Source organism: Microbacterium sp. UBA1612 (genome assembly GCF_002321605.1).
GTDB lineage: Bacteria > Actinomycetota > Actinomycetes > Actinomycetales > Microbacteriaceae > Microbacterium > Microbacterium luteum.
The window spans coordinates 1-15,166 of sequence record NZ_DCMW01000024.1 but is presented as its reverse complement, the minus strand read 5'-3'; the positions used below and the strand labels follow the sequence as shown (position 1 = coordinate 15,166).

Here is a 15,166-nt window from a genome sequence, read left to right as displayed (position 1 = left end):
TACATCCACATCGACGGGGACTGGCGCGACCACTATTGCTTCGCCGTGGTCACCGAGGACGTGCCCGACGGCGTGCTGCGACGCTGGGTGGAGGGGCGCGCGCCGCAGGACGCCGCGGCGATCCCCCCGGCCGACAGGCTGCGCGCCTGACACACTCTCGCGCCGGTTCGGCCGCGACACGCGGGCGGATGCGGCATCGAGACGCAGCGGTCGCATACCGTTGACGCCATGGGCGGACAGGTACTCGGCGGGGGCGTCATCGTGCTCGTCGCGGTGCTCCTGTGGCTCGTCTACCTGCTGCCGTCGTGGAACAGCCGCCGGCAGTTCGACGCCGCTGAACGCAATGCCGTGCGTCTGAACCAGGCGCTGCGCGTGCTGGCGGAGACGAGCGAGACCCCCCGCGAGGTGCGCCTCGAGCTCAACGCGCGCACCGCGGCAGCCCAGCAGCGCCTCGCGCGTCAAGCGACCCAGGAGCGCGAACAGGCCGCGCTGGAGACGCAGCGGCTGGAGCTCGAACGGGCCCGCCTCGAACGGGCGGCCGCTCGAGCGCATCCGGATGCCCGCCGCCGACGTGCGCGTCGGCGTGCCCGCGCGGTCTTCACCGTCACGGGCGTGGCCGGCCTCGGTGTCGCGGGAGCCGGCGCGTGGTCGCTGGCCGTCGGCGGCCCTGTGACGCTGCTGTGGGTCGGGTCGACCCTCGCGGTCCTGTCGGCTGTGCTGCTGCACCGCATGTGGCGCGTCGCCGTGCGTGCGGCCGCGCGTCCGGCGGCACCCGCGGTGGCGGAGCGCGTCGCGTCGACGGTGCAGGATGTCGCCCTCGCACCGACGCCGGCACCGACCTGGACGCCCCGCCATCTTCCGCGCCCGCTCACGGCCTCGGTCGGATCACGTGCCTCCCTCACGCTCGACGCCGAGGATGCGCGCGCATCGCTGCGCCGTGCCGCCGTGGACGAGGCGATGCGTGCCGAGGAGGAGCGCCGCCGGCCGGTCGCGCTGCCGGAGCCGGCCGCGAGGGAGAGCCGGCCGGAGTATGGGCGCATGGGCTTCGTGGACGACGCCGAGATCGAAGCCCACGTGCGCGATCTGCTCGCCAGGCGCGCCGCCGGCTGACCGTCGCGTCGGGTCGCTCCCCGTCGCCGTGATAGTGTTGCTGAGGTTCACGGGCCTGTGGCGCAGTTGGTAGCGCGCTTCGTTCGCAATGAAGAGGTCAGGGGTTCGAATCCCCTCAGGTCCACATTTTCCGAGGTTCTCGGTCCGGCTGTCGCTTCCGTCGAGTCGAACCGGCCGCGCTACGCTCTTCTCACCCGCTCGGGGCAGAAGGAGCACTCATGGCCGAGACGTCTGGCACCGAAGCGCGTTCGCGCGACATCCGCGACATCGTCGCCGTCGTGCTGCTGTCGACCATGGCCGTGTTGACCGCCTGGTGCGGATTCCAGGCGTCCAAGTGGGGCGGCGAGATGTCGATCGCCTTCAGCCAGGCCTCCAGTGCGCGTGTGCAGGCGACGAACTTCGACGGCCAGGCGCGTGACCAGCGGCAGTTCGATCTGACGGTCTATGCCTCGTGGGTCGAGGCGCAGGCCGCCGGCCAGGAGGAACTCGCCGCGTACATCGCGGAGCGCTTCCAGCCGGAGTTCCGCGTCGCCTTCGACGCGTGGCAGGCGGAGGGTGCAGACGAGGGCGGCCCCTTCGTGCAGGAGGAGTACGTTCCTGCGGGCTCCGTCGAGGCGGCGGAGTACTCCGCCCTCGCAGACGCGAAGTTCGCCGAGGCGCTGGAGAACAATCAGCGGGGCGACAACTACTCCCTGCTGACGGTGCTCTTCGCGCTCGTGCTGTTCCTCACGGCGATGTCGCAGCGCAACATCGCCGCGTGGGCATCGCGCACCTTCCTGGGCCTGGCGATCGTCGTCGGGATCGCGGGCATCGTGATCCTCCTGACCTTCCCGATCAAGGTCTGATCGGCCCGATCCGGCGTCAGACCGGCAGTGCCGGGTCGTCGGCTCGAGCGCGCAGGCGCTCGCCGGCGATCTCCTCCGCCGCGACCAGGGGAGTGACGCCCGAAGCGGCGGCGGCGTCGAACACCCGGCGCATGGTCTCACCCACTCCGGCGACGCGGTCCATGATCTCCGCTCGCGTGCCACGGCTCTTCGCTTCGAGATCGAGGTAGATCACGCCACCGGCGTTGGCGACGAAGTCCGGAGCGTAGAGGATGCCACGCGCCGCGAGCCGGTCGGCTCCGGACCGCGTGGCGAGCGGGTTGTTGGCGGGCCCGCACACGGCGCGCGCGGCGAGGGTGTCGATGACCGAGTCGGTGAGCAGGCCGCCGATGCCGGCGGGTACGAAGACGTCGGCATCGATCAGATGCTCACTTCCCGGTTCGACCCACTGCGCTTCCAGCTGGAGCGCCAGGTCCCGCTTGGCGGGGTTCACATCGGTCACCGTGAGGATGGCTCCCTCGGCGGCCAGCCGGAGGGCCAGACGGCTGCCGACCTGGCCGAGCCCGGAGACGGTGATGCGCCGCTGTGCGATATCCGCGGATCCCGTGCTGCGCTCCAGGGTCGCGCGTATCGCCTCGTACACGCCGATGCTGGTCGGCCCGGCCGGTTCGCCGGAGCCGCCGACGCTGTCGGGCAGGCCGACCACGTGCGTCGTGCGTTCGCTCACCACGAGCATGTCGTCCGTGGTGCTGCCCACGTCCTCCGCCGTGCGGTACCGCCCGCCGAACGACTCGACGACGTCGCCGAGATCGAGGAACGCGTCGCGTCGTCGGCCGGCATCGAGCGCGTCTTCGGACGACAGCGCGATCACGGCCTTGCCGCCGCCGGCATCGAGGCCCGCCGCCGCGTTCTTCAGGGTCATCGCCGACGAGAGCCGGAGCACGTCGCCGAGGGCGTCGCTCCAGTGCGGGTAGCGCCACAGGCGTGCACCGCCGAGGGCGGATCCCAGGGTCGACGAATGGAGGGCGACGGCGACGAACAGGCCGCTGCGCGGGCCCGTGGTCACCTCCACGCGTTCGTGGGTGAAGTCGGGCAGGGGCAGGATGTGCGTCATCGCTCTTCTCTTTCGGCCGGCCTTGTGGGCTGCGCTCAACGGCGTCGCGGCGTTGCGACCCCGTCATCTCATTCTGCCTCCTCCCTCCGTCGGCGGCGAGGGTCGGCGCTACGCTGTGGCCATGGCAGACCTTCCCGCCCGTAGCCAGCTCGTCCGCGACCGCCTGCGCGAGGAGGGGATCGAGGGAGAGATCATCGTTCTCCCCGACGCCGCCTCGACGGCGCCGCTGGCCGCCGCAGCGCTCGGCGTCGAGGTGGGCGCCATCGCCAACAGCCTCGTGTTCTGGAGCGACGACGGTCCGCTCCTGGTCATGACCAGCGGCGCACACCGCGTGGACACCGCCGCCCTGTCGGAGCGCCTGGCGATCCCCGGAATCACGCGCGCCACGGCGCAGCAGGTGCGTGAGGCCACCGGGCAGGCGATCGGCGGCGTCGCGCCGTGCGGCCATCCGGACCGTCTGCGGACCGTTGTCGACCAGGATCTCGCAGCATTCGACGAGATCTGGGCGGCGGGCGGCACCCCGCACACCGTCTTCCCGATGACCTTCGATCAGCTCGTGCGGGTGACCGGCGGCACGGTCTGCCGCGTGGACTGACCGCGCCGCCGGCCGGCGTCAGCCCTCGCTGAGGCGGAAACGCAGGGTCGCGGCGACGGGTGCGCCGTCCGGCAGGTCGGACCGCCGGACCGCGCGCACGGAACCGCCGGAACGTAGCACGCGGGCGGCGATCTCGTCCACGAGCGCATAGGTGTCCGGTCCGGGTTCGGGGGCGTGCGTGATCCGGCCGAACTCGTCGATCGTCCCCTCCGCGGTGTCGTCCATGTCGAAGTGGAGCGTGTCGACGGCGGCTTCGGTCGCGGCCGTCGCGGCCTCGGTGAGCCGGGATGTGGCGAGCCCTTCGCTGCGGAGCGTGCCGAACCGCTCGCGCCACTGCCCGAGGACGTCGGCGTGACGCTCGTCCAGGATGACCCGCACCTCCTCACCGAGGCGTGCCGCATTCAGGGCGTTCGGGTGCACGGGAATCGTCTTGTCGAGCAGGGCGGTGTGCGTGTTCACCGCGCGGTAGGCCGGCTCGAGGTCGTCGGATGCCGCGAGGATGAGCGGTGCGCCCCGGGGAATGCGCGCGACCACGGCGTCCTGCGCGATCCGCGCGTAGCGCTCGCGCTCGGGCTGGTCTCCGGTGCGGCCGTCTGCGCGCTGACGATCGAATCGGCCCCCGGTGGTCGTCTTCTCCAGCGCGAGCGCATGGTCATCGGGGAGATCGAGCGCGAGTTCGACCGGCCGGTGGTCCGTGCCGAACTCGTACAGGCGGGTGCGTCCTTCGTCTATGAGCACAATGTACGCGCGGTCGTCGAAGGCGACAGCGCGCAGGAGCGCGCCGGTGTCGAACCTGTCGCCGACCGCCACATGGGGGACGACGCGGTTGGCCAGCCGGAAGGTCTCGAAGCGCTCGGTCGACGCGAAGACGATGAGCGACCGCGACTGGTGGCGCCAGAACTCGTCGTCGTCGAGGAGCGCTCGCAGGCGCGCGTCGACGGCCTCGACCTGATCGCGGGGCAGGTCCGCTCCCGCCAGCTCGCGGTGCGCGTCGTCGATCGCGTTGCGCACGGCGATCTTGATGCGCTCATGGTCCGCTGGGACGGGCGAGGACTCCACGGCGATGCTCACGCTCGCGGGATCCCGGTGGTCGATCAGGTCGATCAGGTCGTTCGGTTCGGGAATGTCTGCGGGCAACATGTCGCCACGGTAACCATGCTCCGTCCGGCTGCGCACGGGGGTTGCGGGCACGCAGCACGCCCGTTACGTCAGTGTGGCACCAGGTGTTCCCACGAGACGGGGTCGACCGCTGCGACGACGGCCCAGTCGTCGGTCTGCCAGGTGAAGGTCGCGATCGCACAGGTCGGCATCCGGTCGATCCGCCCCCGCGAGAGAAGCGCCGCGAGTTCGGTCATCCCGGGATCATGGGCGACGACCATCACATCGTGCGATCCCGACGCGACCGCCGCGGCGAGCAGCTCGTCGGCCGAGGCGCCGTAGAGCTCGGGATCGAGGCGCACCGTCACGCCTAGCCGCTCGGCGAACGCTTCGGCCGTCGTGCGCGCGCGAACCGCCGTGCTCGACAGCAGCACGGCGGGACGCACGCCGGCATCGGAGAGGCGTTCGGCCATGAGCGGGGCGTCGTGGCCGCCGCGCGCATTCAGGGGACGGTCATGGTCGGCTTGCACCGAGTCGGACCAATCGGATTTCGCGTGGCGGGCGATCGTCAGACGGATCATGGGGCCTCCTCGGTCTCTCTTCCGCACCGGATCGGACGTCACGCCGTGACGTACACCCACGCCGTGCGGCCGCTCTCCAGGGCCGCTTCGACGCGGCGATACAGCGACACTTCGTATTCGTCTGCCGCGTCGATCTCGTCTTCGCTGAGGTGGAGCACGACGCCGGTCACCTTGTCGCGGGGGCTTCCGGTCTCCCGGACGATCGGGTGCACGTGCAGGCCGGACAACCCCGCGACCCGCGCGTCGCCGATGTCGGCGTAGTCGACGGTGTAGCCGGGGAGCACATCCTCATCCGACCGCGGAACGCGACCGAACGTGTCCAGCTGCACGTCGCGATGTTGCAGGGTTCCGTAGCTGAACAGCAGCTGGTCTGCACTCACCCGGCCAGCGTAGCGACACTCATCCCAGGATCGCGTGGGCGACGGTGTAGATCGCCACTCCCGCGAGGGCTCCGATGACGGTGCCGTTGAGGCGGATGTACTGCAGGTCTCGACCGACCATCAGCTCGATCTTGCGGGTCGTGTCCTCGGCGTCCCACCCCTCCACCGTGTCGGTGATGATCGACGCGATGTCGTGACGATGACGGTCGACGACGAAGACCACGGCGTCGGTGACCCAGGTGTCCACGCGGCGTTGCAGACCGGCATCGGTGCGCAGGCGCTCGCCGATCTGCGCGAGGGCCTCGGTGGCCCGGCGGCGGAGGTCGCTGCGTTCGTCTTCGAGGGCGGTGAGCAGACCGGCCTTCGCTGTTCCCCACGCGTCCGCCGCGAGCGCGCGCACCCGCGGGCTGTCGAACACGGAGGTCTTGGCGTCCTCGAGTCGGCCGATGGTCACCGGGTCGTTCTGGAGGTTGTCGGCCAGGCGCGACAGGTAGCCGTCGATCGCGTGCCGCGCCTGATGGTCGGGATCGGCACGCACCTTGTCGACGAAGGCGACCGCCTCGTTGTAGACGGTGTCATCGACCAGTCGATGGGCGATCTTCGGCACCCACGACGGCAGGCGGCGGGAGACGAGCCCCGAGAAGGCCGAGCGGTTGGCGTGGAGCCACGCCCCGATCGTGTCGACCGCCAGATCGACGGCGGGGCGGTGCGCGTCGGCGGCGACAACGCGCTCGAGGCGTTCGCCGAGTGGCGGGCCCCAGTCGGGCTCGATGAGGTGCTCACGGGCGAGCGACTCGATGACGTCGCGCACATCGTCGTCGCTGAGCGCCCGCAGCACTCCGGCGGCAGCGGCCGCCGCCTCCGCGGCCACGCGACGGGAGTTCACCGGATCGACGAGCCACTCGCCCGCGCGCGACGCGATCGGTGTCGACTCGAGCTTGTCGCGGACGACGTCGGCGCGCAGGAACTCGGTCTCGACGAATTCCCCCAGGGTGCGCCCGATCTCGTCCTTGCGCCGAGGGATGATCGCGGTGTGCGGAATCGGGATTCCGAGCGGATGCCGGAACAGGGCGGTCACGGCGAACCAGTCCGCCAGTGCGCCGACCATGCCCCCCTCGGCGGCGGCCCGCACGTAGGAGAGGGCCGGGATGTCGCGCTCGAAGGCGAAGGCGATCGCGAAGACGAGCGCCATCGCCGCGAGCGCTCCCGCCGCGACGGCCTTCATCCGCCGCAGGCCCCGCAGGCGCGCGCGGTCGGCGGGACTCAGGTCGGCCGCCCGGATCGATGCCACCTCAGTCCTCGACCGGACCGAGCAGCGCCGTCGCCACCGCCGCGTGCGCGGATTCGGGGTCGGACGGGTGGAACAGGCCGGCCTGCACGTCGCGGGCCAGACGCGACAGCTCGGAGCCGGAGAAGTAGGAGCTCCCGCCCGCGACGAGCATCGCATCGTCGACGATCCGCTTCGCGGAGGTCACCGCGCGATGCTTCACACCGGCCAGCAGCGAGAACCACCGGTCGCCGTGATCGACCTTCGCCTCGACATCGCGGGCGAGCCGGTCGATCTGCGGCGGGAGGGCGTCGTAGGCGAGGGCCATCTCGGCGATCCGCCATCGGATGTCGGGATCCTGCGTGTAGGCCCTGCCGGACTTCTTCGACCGGCGGGCGCCCGCGGTCTCGATCGCGACGTCGATCGCGCGGCGGGCGACGCCGGTGTAGACGGAGGCCAGCAGGATCTCGAACACGCTGAAGATGCCGAACAGCAGCGGATCCGGGCTCGGTCCAGGGGGCAGGCGGCGCACGACCCGATCGGCCGGCGCCCGCGCGCCCTCCAGGCGGGTCGTGCGGGACTGGGTCGCGCGCATCCCGAGCGTGTCCCAATCGTCGGCGACGACGACGCGGCCCGCCGACTCCTCGTCGCGGGGCACGAACGCGAAGACGATGCGCGGCGCGTCCGGCGAGGTCGTGTCGATTCCGTGCAGACCCAGCTGCGTCCAGGCCGGTGCGAGCGAGGTGAAGATCTTGGTTCCGGTGAACGCGTAGCCGCCGTCCTCGCTCGGCGCTGCAATGGTGTCGCTTCCGAACAGCACGAGGTCGTTGCCGGCTTCGCTGATGCCGAAGGCGAACAGCTCGCCGGCCGCAGCCCCCTCCTGCACGAAGCGGAGGGTCTGCAGGCCCCGATCCGCGGCGACCTTCGCCACGCCGGTCCAGACCAGGTGCATGTTGACCGCCAGGGCGGTCGCGGGAGCCGCTTCCGCCAGACGCTGCTGGAGCCGGGCGACCTCCGCGAGCGTGCATCCCGATCCGCCGAGCTCGGCCGGGACCAGCGCGGCCAGGTAGCCCGCGGCGCGGAGGTCGGCGAGGTCGTCGTGCGGGAACGTGTTGTCACGGTCGTGCGTCGAGGCTCGCGAGCGGAGGCGCTCGAGGAGCTCGTCGTCCAGATGATCGGCGGGGTCGAACGCGTCGGCAGCCATGTCGCCATTCTGCCCCTCGCACCGCGGCGAGGGGTCGAGGCGGCGGTGCGGAGTGGGTCATGATGATCGCATGTCTCGGTTCACGCGGATGCTGATCCCCGTCTCCCAGCGCCAGTCGATGGGCGATCTGCTGGAAGCGGTGGATCTCTCCCGCGGCGACGGCGCCGCCAAGCGGAGCGGATTCTTCATCATGCTGGTGCTCTCGGGCGTCATCGCCGTCGCCGGGGTGCTGGCCGACTCCACGGCGACTGTGATCGGGGCGATGATCATCGCGCCGCTGGGCACCCCGATCCTCGGGATCGCGGCGGGCATCGTGACCGGTCACCGCGGTCTCGTGGCCCGGTCCTTCCTGTGGGTCCTGTCGGGACTGCTGATCGTCGTGCTCATCGGAGGGGCGCTGTCCACGTTCATCGCGGACCCCGCCGAACTCGACAGCAACTCGCAGATCAGCGGACGCACCTCGCCGCAGCTGCTGGATCTGCTGGCGGCGCTGGCGACCGGCACGGCCGGAGCGTTCGCGATGACGCGGCGCGATCTGAGTGCCGTGCTGCCCGGCGTCGCGATCGCGATCTCGCTCGTGCCGCCCCTGGGGGTCGTCGGGGTGTGCGCCGGTCAAGGCGCCTGGGACGAGGCGTTCGGTGCGCTGCTGCTGTTCGCGTCGAACGTCGTGTCGCTCGTGATCGCCGGCAGCATCGTGTTCACGCTCGCCGGGTATGCGCGTGAGCCCGGTGCATCGCAGACGGCGAACCGCCGCCGTTCCTACGTCATCGTCGCGGTGCTCTCTGCCGTCATCGTGCTGCCGCTGCTGCTGAACACGGCCGTGACGCTCGCCGTCACCCACTGGACGGGCGTGATCCGCGACGCCGCCGGCTCGTGGCTGTCCGACGATGAGAACGCCCAGGTGCAGGGGGTGACGTGGACAGCGACCTCCGCGACGATCGAGGTCACGACGGAGGACGGCCGCATCCCGCCGCTCGAGCCGCTCCAGAGTGATCTCGAGGCGGCCATCCCCGGGTTCATCGATGTCGACGTCGTCGTCTCGCCGGCGGTGGAGCACGACGTCCTTCCGCGCTGACCGGCCCCGCGCGCATCCGTGCGCGGCACAATGGCGTCATGATCTCCACCGAGCTCGCCGTCGCGCTCCGCGACGCCGGACTGATCTGGCGGCCTGCTTCGGGTGACCGCTTCCAGCTGAACGAGCCCGAGTTCGAGGCGGATGTCTTCACGGTCAGCGAGATGACCGTCGAGCCCCGCGAGTACCCGACCGGGCGCATCCTCGCCTTCAACGGCACGACCGAGTGGGCCCTCGACTCCGTCGCCCTCGAAGACGCGCTGTGGCTTCCGCACGAGGCGCAGCTGCGGGAGATGCTGCGAGGGACCTTCCGGAGCCTGCGACGGCTGCCCGACACGCACGAGGTCGAAGTCCGCATCGCGGAGGAGGATCTGGTGTTCGAGCACCCGGAGCCGTGTGACGCGTACGCTCTGGCCGTGCTCGAACTGCTGCGACGAGCGGCCTGAGCGGGCGGTCAGAGGATCGTGGAGACCGGCTCGGTGTCCGGGAGAGGCGACGCGTCGCGGCCACGCAGATCCGGGAATCCGCGCACGAAGACCACCGCGACCAGAACGCCGACCACCGCGAAGGCGGCCGCGGCGACGTAGGCGCCCTGAGGCCCGACGCCGTCGATGAGGAAGCCGGCGACGGCGGAGCCGGCCGCGGCGCCGATCAGCTGACCGGTGCCGATCCACCCGTACGCCTCGGCGGTGTCGCTGAACTTCACGCTCACGGAGGTCATGGCGAACATGACGGCGAACGCCGGTGCGATTCCGGCTCCGGCCAGCAGGAGGGTGCCGCCCAGCCACCACACGTCGAGGGAGACCACCGTGAGGGCCAGCCCCGCGGCGACGATCGCGAGCCGACGGGCCATGGCCCAGCGCCCGATCGGCAGGTGCCCGAAGCCCAGCCCGCCGGCCAGGCTGCCGATGGCGAACACGGCGAGCACGAGGCCCGCCTCCAGGCCGCTGTGACCGAAGGTCGCCACGACGCCGGCCTCGACCGCCGCGCACGCGCCGATGAGGAGGAAGCCGGTGACGGTCGCGAGCACCACGGGAGGCTTGGTCAGCACGATGCCGAGACGACGACGGCTGCGGGGGATGCGCACGCGTCCGAGCTCGGGTGAGGAGATGAACCACGCACCGCCGCCGACGAGGATCACCACGACCAGCAGCAGGCCCTCGACGGTGCCGACCTGGGTGGAGACGAAGGTGATGACCACCGGGGCGAAGATCCAGATGATCTCCTGCAGCGATGCATCCAGCGAGAAGAGCGGGGTCAGCTGTCGCGAGTTGACCATCTTGGGATAGATCGTGCGCACCGCCGACTGCACCGGGGGCGTTGCGAGGCCGGAGAGCAGCCCGAGTGCCATGTAGGCGGGCACGGCCATCTCGACGAGGGCGATCGTGGCGATGGACGCGGCGCACACCACGAGGGTGAGGGTGAGGACGCGTCGCATGCCCCAGCGCCCCATCCAGCGGCTGGTGACGGGGCCGGCGACGCCCTGGCCGATGGATGCCGCCGCGAGCACGAGACCGGCGGCGCCGTAGGAGTCGGTCACCTGCTCGACGTGGAGGAGGAGCGCGAGGCTCGCCATGCCGTTGGGGAACCGCGCGGTCAGCTGCGCGGCGATGATGCGCGCCACGCCCGGTGTGCGCAGCAGTTCCCGGTATCCCGCCACGGATAAACGATACGCGCTGCCGGTCGCGCTCCCGTCGTCGGAACGCCGCCCGGCTCGGGCGACACGCCGGGCGGGTTCTCCACAGCCTGTGGGATGTCGGAGGCGCCGATTAGCGTGCGAGCTGTGGATGGGGTCGAAGGCGCGCTCCGATTCGGGCGGGAATCTGCGGTTCTCGACCGCTCGACGTGCTCGTCGGGCTGTGGATGAAACGGTGGAGAACCTGTGGTGGGGGTGTTGATGACGAAGGAAAATCACACCGATGTAACTACTATCCCTTGTGGTGCTATCCAATGTCGGTACCCATATGTAGTATTGAGGTCCCGGTGGGGCGCCGCCGGCGACATCACCGGATGTGAGGGGAGAAAAGGGTAAGAATGGCGATCACGGTCTACACCAAGCCGTCCTGCGTGCAGTGCACCGCGACCTATCGGGCACTGGATTCCAAGGGCATCGAATACGAGGTTCTCGACCTGTCGGAGGACCCTTCGGCCCTCGAGCAGGTGAAGGCGCTGGGTTACCTCCAGGCGCCGGTCGTCATCACAGATGAGGACCACTGGTCGGGCTTCCGTCCCGACAAGATCGACGAGCTCGCCGGTCGTCTGGTCTGACCCGTGGCAACCGCCGTCGCAGATCGGCGCGGCGCGGTTGCCGACCGGGCCGCCGCGCCCCTGCTCGTCTACTTCTCGAGCGTGTCGGGAAACACGACGCGCTTCGTCGAGAAGCTGGGCATGCGGGCGATGCGCATCCCTCTCCATTCCTCGGAGGCGCCGCCGCACATCGAGGAGCCGTACGTTCTGATCACCCCTACCTACGGGGGAGGCCAGGGGCGTGGCGAGGAGAAGGGAGCCGTCCCGAAGCAGGTCATCCGGTTCCTCAACGACGAGGGCAACCGCGGATGGCTTCGGGGCGTCATCTCCACCGGGAACACCAACTTCGGTGAGCACTTCGGGCTCGCCGGTGACATCATCAGCCGCAAGTGCCGCGTGCCGCACTTGTATCGCATAGAGCTCTTCGGCACGCCAGAGGACATCGATCGCGTCAGCGAGGGATTGGAACGATGGTGGAAGCAGCACTGACCGAGACCGACTTCAAGAGCAACCCGCGGTTCGAGGGGCAGGATTATCACTCCCTCAACGCGATGCTGAACCTGTACGACGCCGACGGGAACATCCAGTTCGACGCGGACAAGCGTGCCGCGCGGGAGTACTTCCTGCAGCACGTCAACCAGAACACCGTGTTCTTCCACTCCCTGAAAGAGCGGCTGGACTACCTGGTCGACAAGGAGTACTACGAGGGCTCCGTGCTCGAGAAGTACCCGTTCGAGTTCATCCAGCAGCTCAACGATCTCGCCTACGCGCGCAAGTTCCGGTTCGAGACCTTCCTGGGCGCGTTCAAGTACTACACGAGCTACACGCTGAAGACCTTCGACGGCAAGCGCTACCTCGAACGCTTCGAAGACCGCGTCGTGATGACCGCGCTCGGTCTGGCCGACGGCGACCAGAAGCTGGCCACGGAGCTGGTCGAGGAGATCATCGCCGGTCGCTTCCAGCCCGCCACGCCCACCTTCCTCAACACCGGCAAGGCGCAGCGCGGTGAGCTCGTCTCGTGCTTCCTGCTGCGCATCGAAGACAACATGGAGTCGATCGCCCGCGGCATCAACTCCGCTCTGCAGCTGTCCAAGCGCGGCGGCGGCGTGGCGCTGCTGCTGTCGAACATCCGCGAGGCCGGCGCACCGATCAAGCAGATCGAGAATCAGTCCAGCGGCATCATCCCCGTCATGAAGCTGCTCGAAGACAGCTTCAGCTACGCCAACCAGCTCGGGGCTCGTCAGGGTGCCGGTGCGGTCTACCTCAACGCCCACCACCCCGACATCATGCGGTTCCTCGACACCAAGCGTGAGAACGCCGACGAGAAGATCCGCATCAAGACGCTGTCGCTGGGTGTGGTCGTGCCGGACATCACGTTCGAGCTCGCCAAGAACGGCGAGGACATGTACCTCTTCTCGCCCTACGACGTCGAGCGCGTCTACGGGGTGCCCTTCGGTGACATCTCGGTCACCGAGAAGTACCGCGAGATGGTCGACGACCCGCGCATCAAGAAGACGAAGATCAACGCGCGCGAGTTCTTCCAGACGATCGCCGAGATCCAGTTCGAGTCCGGCTACCCGTACATCATGTTCGAGGACACGGTGAACAAGGCCAACCCGATCAAGGGTCGGATCAACATGTCCAACCTGTGCTCGGAGATCCTGCAGGTCAACACCCCGACGACCTACAACGACGATCTGTCGTACGACCAGATCGGCAAGGACATCTCCTGCAACCTCGGGTCGATGAACATCGCCCTGGCGATGGACGGGGGTGACCTCGGCAAGACCGTCGACACCGCGATCCGCGCGCTCACGGCCGTCAGCGACCAGAGCCACATCCGCTCGGTCCGTTCGATCGAGGACGGCAACGACCGCTCGCACGCGATCGGTCTGGGGCAGATGAACCTGCACGGCTACCTCGCCCGCGAGCACGTCCACTACGGGTCCGACGAGGGTCTGGACTTCACGAACATCTACTTCTACACGGTGCTCTTCCACGCGCTGAGTGCGTCGAACGCCATCGCCAAGGAGCGGGGAACGACCTTCGACGGATTCCGTGACTCGACCTACGCGTCGGGCGAATTCTTCGACAAGTACACCGAGCAGGAGTGGGCTCCGCAGACCGAGAAGGTCAAGGAGCTGTTCGCGGGCATGTCGATCCCCACGCAGGACGACTGGCGGGCCCTGAAGGCCAGCGTCATGGAGCACGGCATCTACAACCAGAACCTGCAGGCGGTGCCGCCGACCGGGTCGATCTCGTACATCAACAACTCCACGTCGTCGATCCACCCGATCGCGTCGAAGATCGAGATCCGCAAGGAAGGCAAGCTCGGTCGCGTCTACTACCCGGCGCCGTTCATGACGAACGACAACCTGGAGTACTACCAGGACGCGTATGAGATCGGCTACGAGAAGGTCATCGACACGTACGCCGCCGCCACGCAGCACGTCGACCAGGGCCTGTCGCTGACGCTCTTCTTCAAGGACACCGTCACCACCCGCGACATCAACAAGGCCCAGATCTACGCGTGGCGCAAGGGGATCAAGACGATCTACTACATCCGCCTGCGCCAGCTCGCGCTCGAGGGCACGGACATGAGCGAGTGCGTCTCGTGCATGTTGTAATGTGCTTCTGATCAGGTATTTTAGAAGAGGGAAGAATGGCTGAGAAGCTGCAGCTCCTGGACCAGGTTCAGGCGATCAACTGGAACCGCATCCAGGATGACAAGGATCTCGAGGTGTGGAACCGCCTCGTGAACAACTTCTGGCTTCCCGAGAAGGTGCCGCTGTCCAACGACATCCAGTCGTGGAACACGCTCACCCCCGAGGAGCAGACCCTGACGATGCGGGTGTTCACCGGCCTCACCCTCCTGGACACGATCCAGGGGACGGTCGGGGCGGTGTCGCTGATCCCCGACGCGCTCACCCCGCACGAGGAGGCCGTTTACACGAATATCGCGTTCATGGAGTCGGTGCACGCCAAGAGCTACTCCTCGATCTTCTCGACGCTGTGCTCGACGAAGGAGATCGACGAGGCGTTCCGGTGGTCGATCGAGAACCCGAACCTTCAGAAGAAGGCTCAGATCGTCATGGAGTACTACCGTGGCGACGAGCCGCTGAAGCGCAAGGTGGCCTCGACGCTGCTGGAGTCCTTCCTCTTCTACTCCGGCTTCTACCTGCCCATGCACTGGTCGTCGCGGGCGAAGCTCACCAACACAGCCGACCTCATCCGCCTCATCATCCGCGACGAGGCCGTGCACGGCTACTACATCGGCTACAAGTTCCAAAAGGGACTCGAGAAGGTCGACGAGGCCGCCCGGCAGGACATCAAGGACTACACGTTCTCGCTGCTGTACGAGCTCTACGACAACGAGGTGCAGTACACGCAGGACCTCTACGACGGCGTCGGCCTGACCGAAGACGTCAAGAAGTTCCTGCACTACAACGCCAACAAGGCGCTGATGAACCTCGGATACGAGGCGATGTTCCCGTCGAGCGTCACCGACGTGAACGCGGCGATTCTGTCGGCCCTGTCGCCGAACGCCGACGAAAACCACGACTTCTTCTCGGGGTCGGGCTCGTCGTACGTCATCGGCAAGGCCGAGGCGACCGAAGACGAGGACTGGGACTTCTAGGAAGTCTCCCCCACGTTACTTTCTTCGTGACCCGCTT

Annotated in this window: 16 protein-coding genes, 1 tRNA gene and 1 pseudogene; 11 read left to right on the top strand and 7 right to left on the bottom strand. The window is 68.7% G+C overall.

Annotated elements, in window-relative coordinates:
* The 4 genes and pseudogenes from B3S45_RS10900 to B3S45_RS10885 form a co-directional block, all read left to right on the top strand.
* Positions 1-150, top strand: a pseudogene (locus tag B3S45_RS10900) (GNAT family N-acetyltransferase); the annotation flags it as partial.
* Positions 151-228: 78 nt separating this feature from the next.
* Positions 229-1,110 carry a large exoprotein gene (locus B3S45_RS10895; protein ID WP_194384850.1) on the top strand — a complete coding sequence of 294 codons (882 nt, stop codon included), beginning with the start codon at positions 229-231 and terminating at the stop codon, positions 1,108-1,110.
* A gap of 51 nt (positions 1,111-1,161) precedes the next feature.
* Positions 1,162-1,234: transfer RNA gene (locus B3S45_RS10890), tRNA-Ala, on the top strand.
* 94 nt (positions 1,235-1,328) lie between these two features.
* Positions 1,329-1,955 carry a hypothetical protein gene (locus tag B3S45_RS10885; protein WP_071044520.1) on the top strand — a complete coding sequence of 209 codons (627 nt, stop codon included), beginning with the start codon at positions 1,329-1,331 and terminating at the stop codon, positions 1,953-1,955.
* Positions 1,956-1,971: 16 nt separating this feature from the next.
* Here the strand turns inward: B3S45_RS10885 and B3S45_RS10880 are convergent, their stop codons facing one another.
* Entirely contained in the window at positions 1,972-3,048 is a 1,077-nt protein-coding gene (locus tag B3S45_RS10880; protein WP_286720606.1) for a Glu/Leu/Phe/Val dehydrogenase family protein, read from the bottom strand.
* Positions 3,049-3,169: 121 nt separating this feature from the next.
* Between B3S45_RS10880 and B3S45_RS10875 the strand changes: the two genes are divergently transcribed.
* A complete protein-coding gene (locus B3S45_RS10875) occupies positions 3,170-3,643 on the top strand; it encodes a YbaK/EbsC family protein (RefSeq protein WP_286720604.1) in 474 nt (157 codons plus the stop codon).
* 18 nt (positions 3,644-3,661) lie between these two features.
* On the opposite strand, the gene B3S45_RS10870 is transcribed toward B3S45_RS10875, so the two are convergent.
* The 5 genes from B3S45_RS10870 to B3S45_RS10850 all read right to left on the bottom strand — a co-directional run bounded on the left by B3S45_RS10870 (position 3,662) and on the right by B3S45_RS10850 (position 8,173).
* Positions 3,662-4,783 carry a hypothetical protein gene (locus B3S45_RS10870; RefSeq protein ID WP_286720602.1) on the bottom strand — a complete coding sequence of 374 codons (1,122 nt, stop codon included), beginning with the start codon at positions 4,781-4,783 and terminating at the stop codon, positions 3,662-3,664.
* Positions 4,784-4,851: 68 nt separating this feature from the next.
* Positions 4,852-5,322, bottom strand: coding sequence for a SixA phosphatase family protein (locus tag B3S45_RS10865; RefSeq protein WP_286720600.1), 471 nt, complete (start codon positions 5,320-5,322; stop codon positions 4,852-4,854).
* Between the two features lie 38 nt (positions 5,323-5,360).
* On the bottom strand, positions 5,361-5,702 hold the full coding sequence (locus B3S45_RS10860; protein ID WP_286720598.1) for a gamma-glutamylcyclotransferase family protein: 342 nt from the start codon (positions 5,700-5,702) through the stop codon (positions 5,361-5,363).
* Between the two features lie 19 nt (positions 5,703-5,721).
* Positions 5,722-6,927, bottom strand: coding sequence for a DUF445 domain-containing protein (locus B3S45_RS10855; protein ID WP_286720608.1), 1,206 nt, complete (start codon positions 6,925-6,927; stop codon positions 5,722-5,724).
* Positions 6,928-6,994: 67 nt separating this feature from the next.
* Positions 6,995-8,173: an acyl-CoA dehydrogenase family protein gene (locus B3S45_RS10850; protein WP_286720596.1), complete on the bottom strand. Its 1,179-nt coding sequence runs from the start codon at positions 8,171-8,173 to the stop codon at positions 6,995-6,997.
* A gap of 70 nt (positions 8,174-8,243) precedes the next feature.
* Between B3S45_RS10850 and B3S45_RS10845 the strand changes: the two genes are divergently transcribed.
* Together B3S45_RS10845 and B3S45_RS10840 are read left to right on the top strand one after the other, a co-directional pair.
* Positions 8,244-9,248: a TIGR00341 family protein gene (locus tag B3S45_RS10845; RefSeq protein WP_286720594.1), complete on the top strand. Its 1,005-nt coding sequence runs from the start codon at positions 8,244-8,246 to the stop codon at positions 9,246-9,248.
* Between the two features lie 38 nt (positions 9,249-9,286).
* Positions 9,287-9,691, top strand: coding sequence for a pilus assembly protein CpaE (locus tag B3S45_RS10840; RefSeq protein WP_071044528.1), 405 nt, complete (start codon positions 9,287-9,289; stop codon positions 9,689-9,691).
* An 8-nt stretch (positions 9,692-9,699) separates the two neighbouring features.
* Here the strand turns inward: B3S45_RS10840 and B3S45_RS10835 are convergent, their stop codons facing one another.
* A complete protein-coding gene (locus B3S45_RS10835; RefSeq protein ID WP_071044529.1) occupies positions 9,700-10,905 on the bottom strand; it encodes an MFS transporter in 1,206 nt (401 codons plus the stop codon).
* A 374-nt stretch (positions 10,906-11,279) separates the two neighbouring features.
* Here B3S45_RS10835 and nrdH point away from each other — a divergent pair, with 374 nt between their 5' ends.
* The 4 genes from nrdH to nrdF are packed head-to-tail and all read left to right on the top strand — an operon-like array spanning position 11,280 to position 15,129.
* Entirely contained in the window at positions 11,280-11,513 is a 234-nt protein-coding gene (gene nrdH, locus B3S45_RS10830; protein ID WP_071044530.1) for a glutaredoxin-like protein NrdH, read from the top strand.
* Between the two features lie 3 nt (positions 11,514-11,516).
* Positions 11,517-11,981, top strand: coding sequence for a class Ib ribonucleoside-diphosphate reductase assembly flavoprotein NrdI (gene nrdI, locus B3S45_RS10825; protein WP_286720590.1), 465 nt, complete (start codon positions 11,517-11,519; stop codon positions 11,979-11,981).
* Positions 11,963-14,119, top strand: coding sequence for a class 1b ribonucleoside-diphosphate reductase subunit alpha (gene nrdE, locus B3S45_RS10820; protein WP_071044532.1), 2,157 nt, complete (start codon positions 11,963-11,965; stop codon positions 14,117-14,119). Before nrdI ends, nrdE begins: the two co-directional genes overlap by 19 nt.
* A 35-nt stretch (positions 14,120-14,154) precedes the next feature.
* Positions 14,155-15,129 (top strand): class 1b ribonucleoside-diphosphate reductase subunit beta, encoded by a 975-nt coding sequence (gene nrdF, locus B3S45_RS10815; RefSeq protein WP_286720588.1) that lies wholly within the window; start codon positions 14,155-14,157, stop codon positions 15,127-15,129.
* Positions 15,130-15,166 lie beyond the last annotated feature (37 nt).

Bases quoted from the DNA above. Each gene is read 5' to 3' on its own strand.
- B3S45_RS10850 (WP_286720596.1), bottom strand. From the start codon at position 8,173: ATGGCTGCCGACGCGTTCGACCCCGCCGATCATCTGGACGACGAGCTC.
- B3S45_RS10845 (WP_286720594.1), top strand. From the start codon at position 8,244: ATGTCTCGGTTCACGCGGATGCTGATCCCCGTCTCCCAGCGCCAGTCG.
- B3S45_RS10880 (WP_286720606.1), bottom strand. From the start codon at position 3,048: ATGACGCACATCCTGCCCCTGCCCGACTTCACCCACGAACGCGTGGAG.
- B3S45_RS10870 (WP_286720602.1), bottom strand. From the start codon at position 4,783: ATGTTGCCCGCAGACATTCCCGAACCGAACGACCTGATCGACCTGATC.
- B3S45_RS10840 (WP_071044528.1), top strand. From the start codon at position 9,287: ATGATCTCCACCGAGCTCGCCGTCGCGCTCCGCGACGCCGGACTGATC.
- B3S45_RS10875 (WP_286720604.1), top strand. From the start codon at position 3,170: ATGGCAGACCTTCCCGCCCGTAGCCAGCTCGTCCGCGACCGCCTGCGC.
- B3S45_RS10855 (WP_286720608.1), bottom strand. From the start codon at position 6,927: ATGAAGGCCGTCGCGGCGGGAGCGCTCGCGGCGATGGCGCTCGTCTTC.
- nrdF (WP_286720588.1), top strand. From the start codon at position 14,155: ATGGCTGAGAAGCTGCAGCTCCTGGACCAGGTTCAGGCGATCAACTGG.
- B3S45_RS10885 (WP_071044520.1), top strand. From the start codon at position 1,329: ATGGCCGAGACGTCTGGCACCGAAGCGCGTTCGCGCGACATCCGCGAC.
- B3S45_RS10865 (WP_286720600.1), bottom strand. From the start codon at position 5,322: ATGATCCGTCTGACGATCGCCCGCCACGCGAAATCCGATTGGTCCGAC.
- nrdH (WP_071044530.1), top strand. From the start codon at position 11,280: ATGGCGATCACGGTCTACACCAAGCCGTCCTGCGTGCAGTGCACCGCG.
- B3S45_RS10895 (WP_194384850.1), top strand. From the start codon at position 229: ATGGGCGGACAGGTACTCGGCGGGGGCGTCATCGTGCTCGTCGCGGTG.
- nrdE (WP_071044532.1), top strand. From the start codon at position 11,963: ATGGTGGAAGCAGCACTGACCGAGACCGACTTCAAGAGCAACCCGCGG.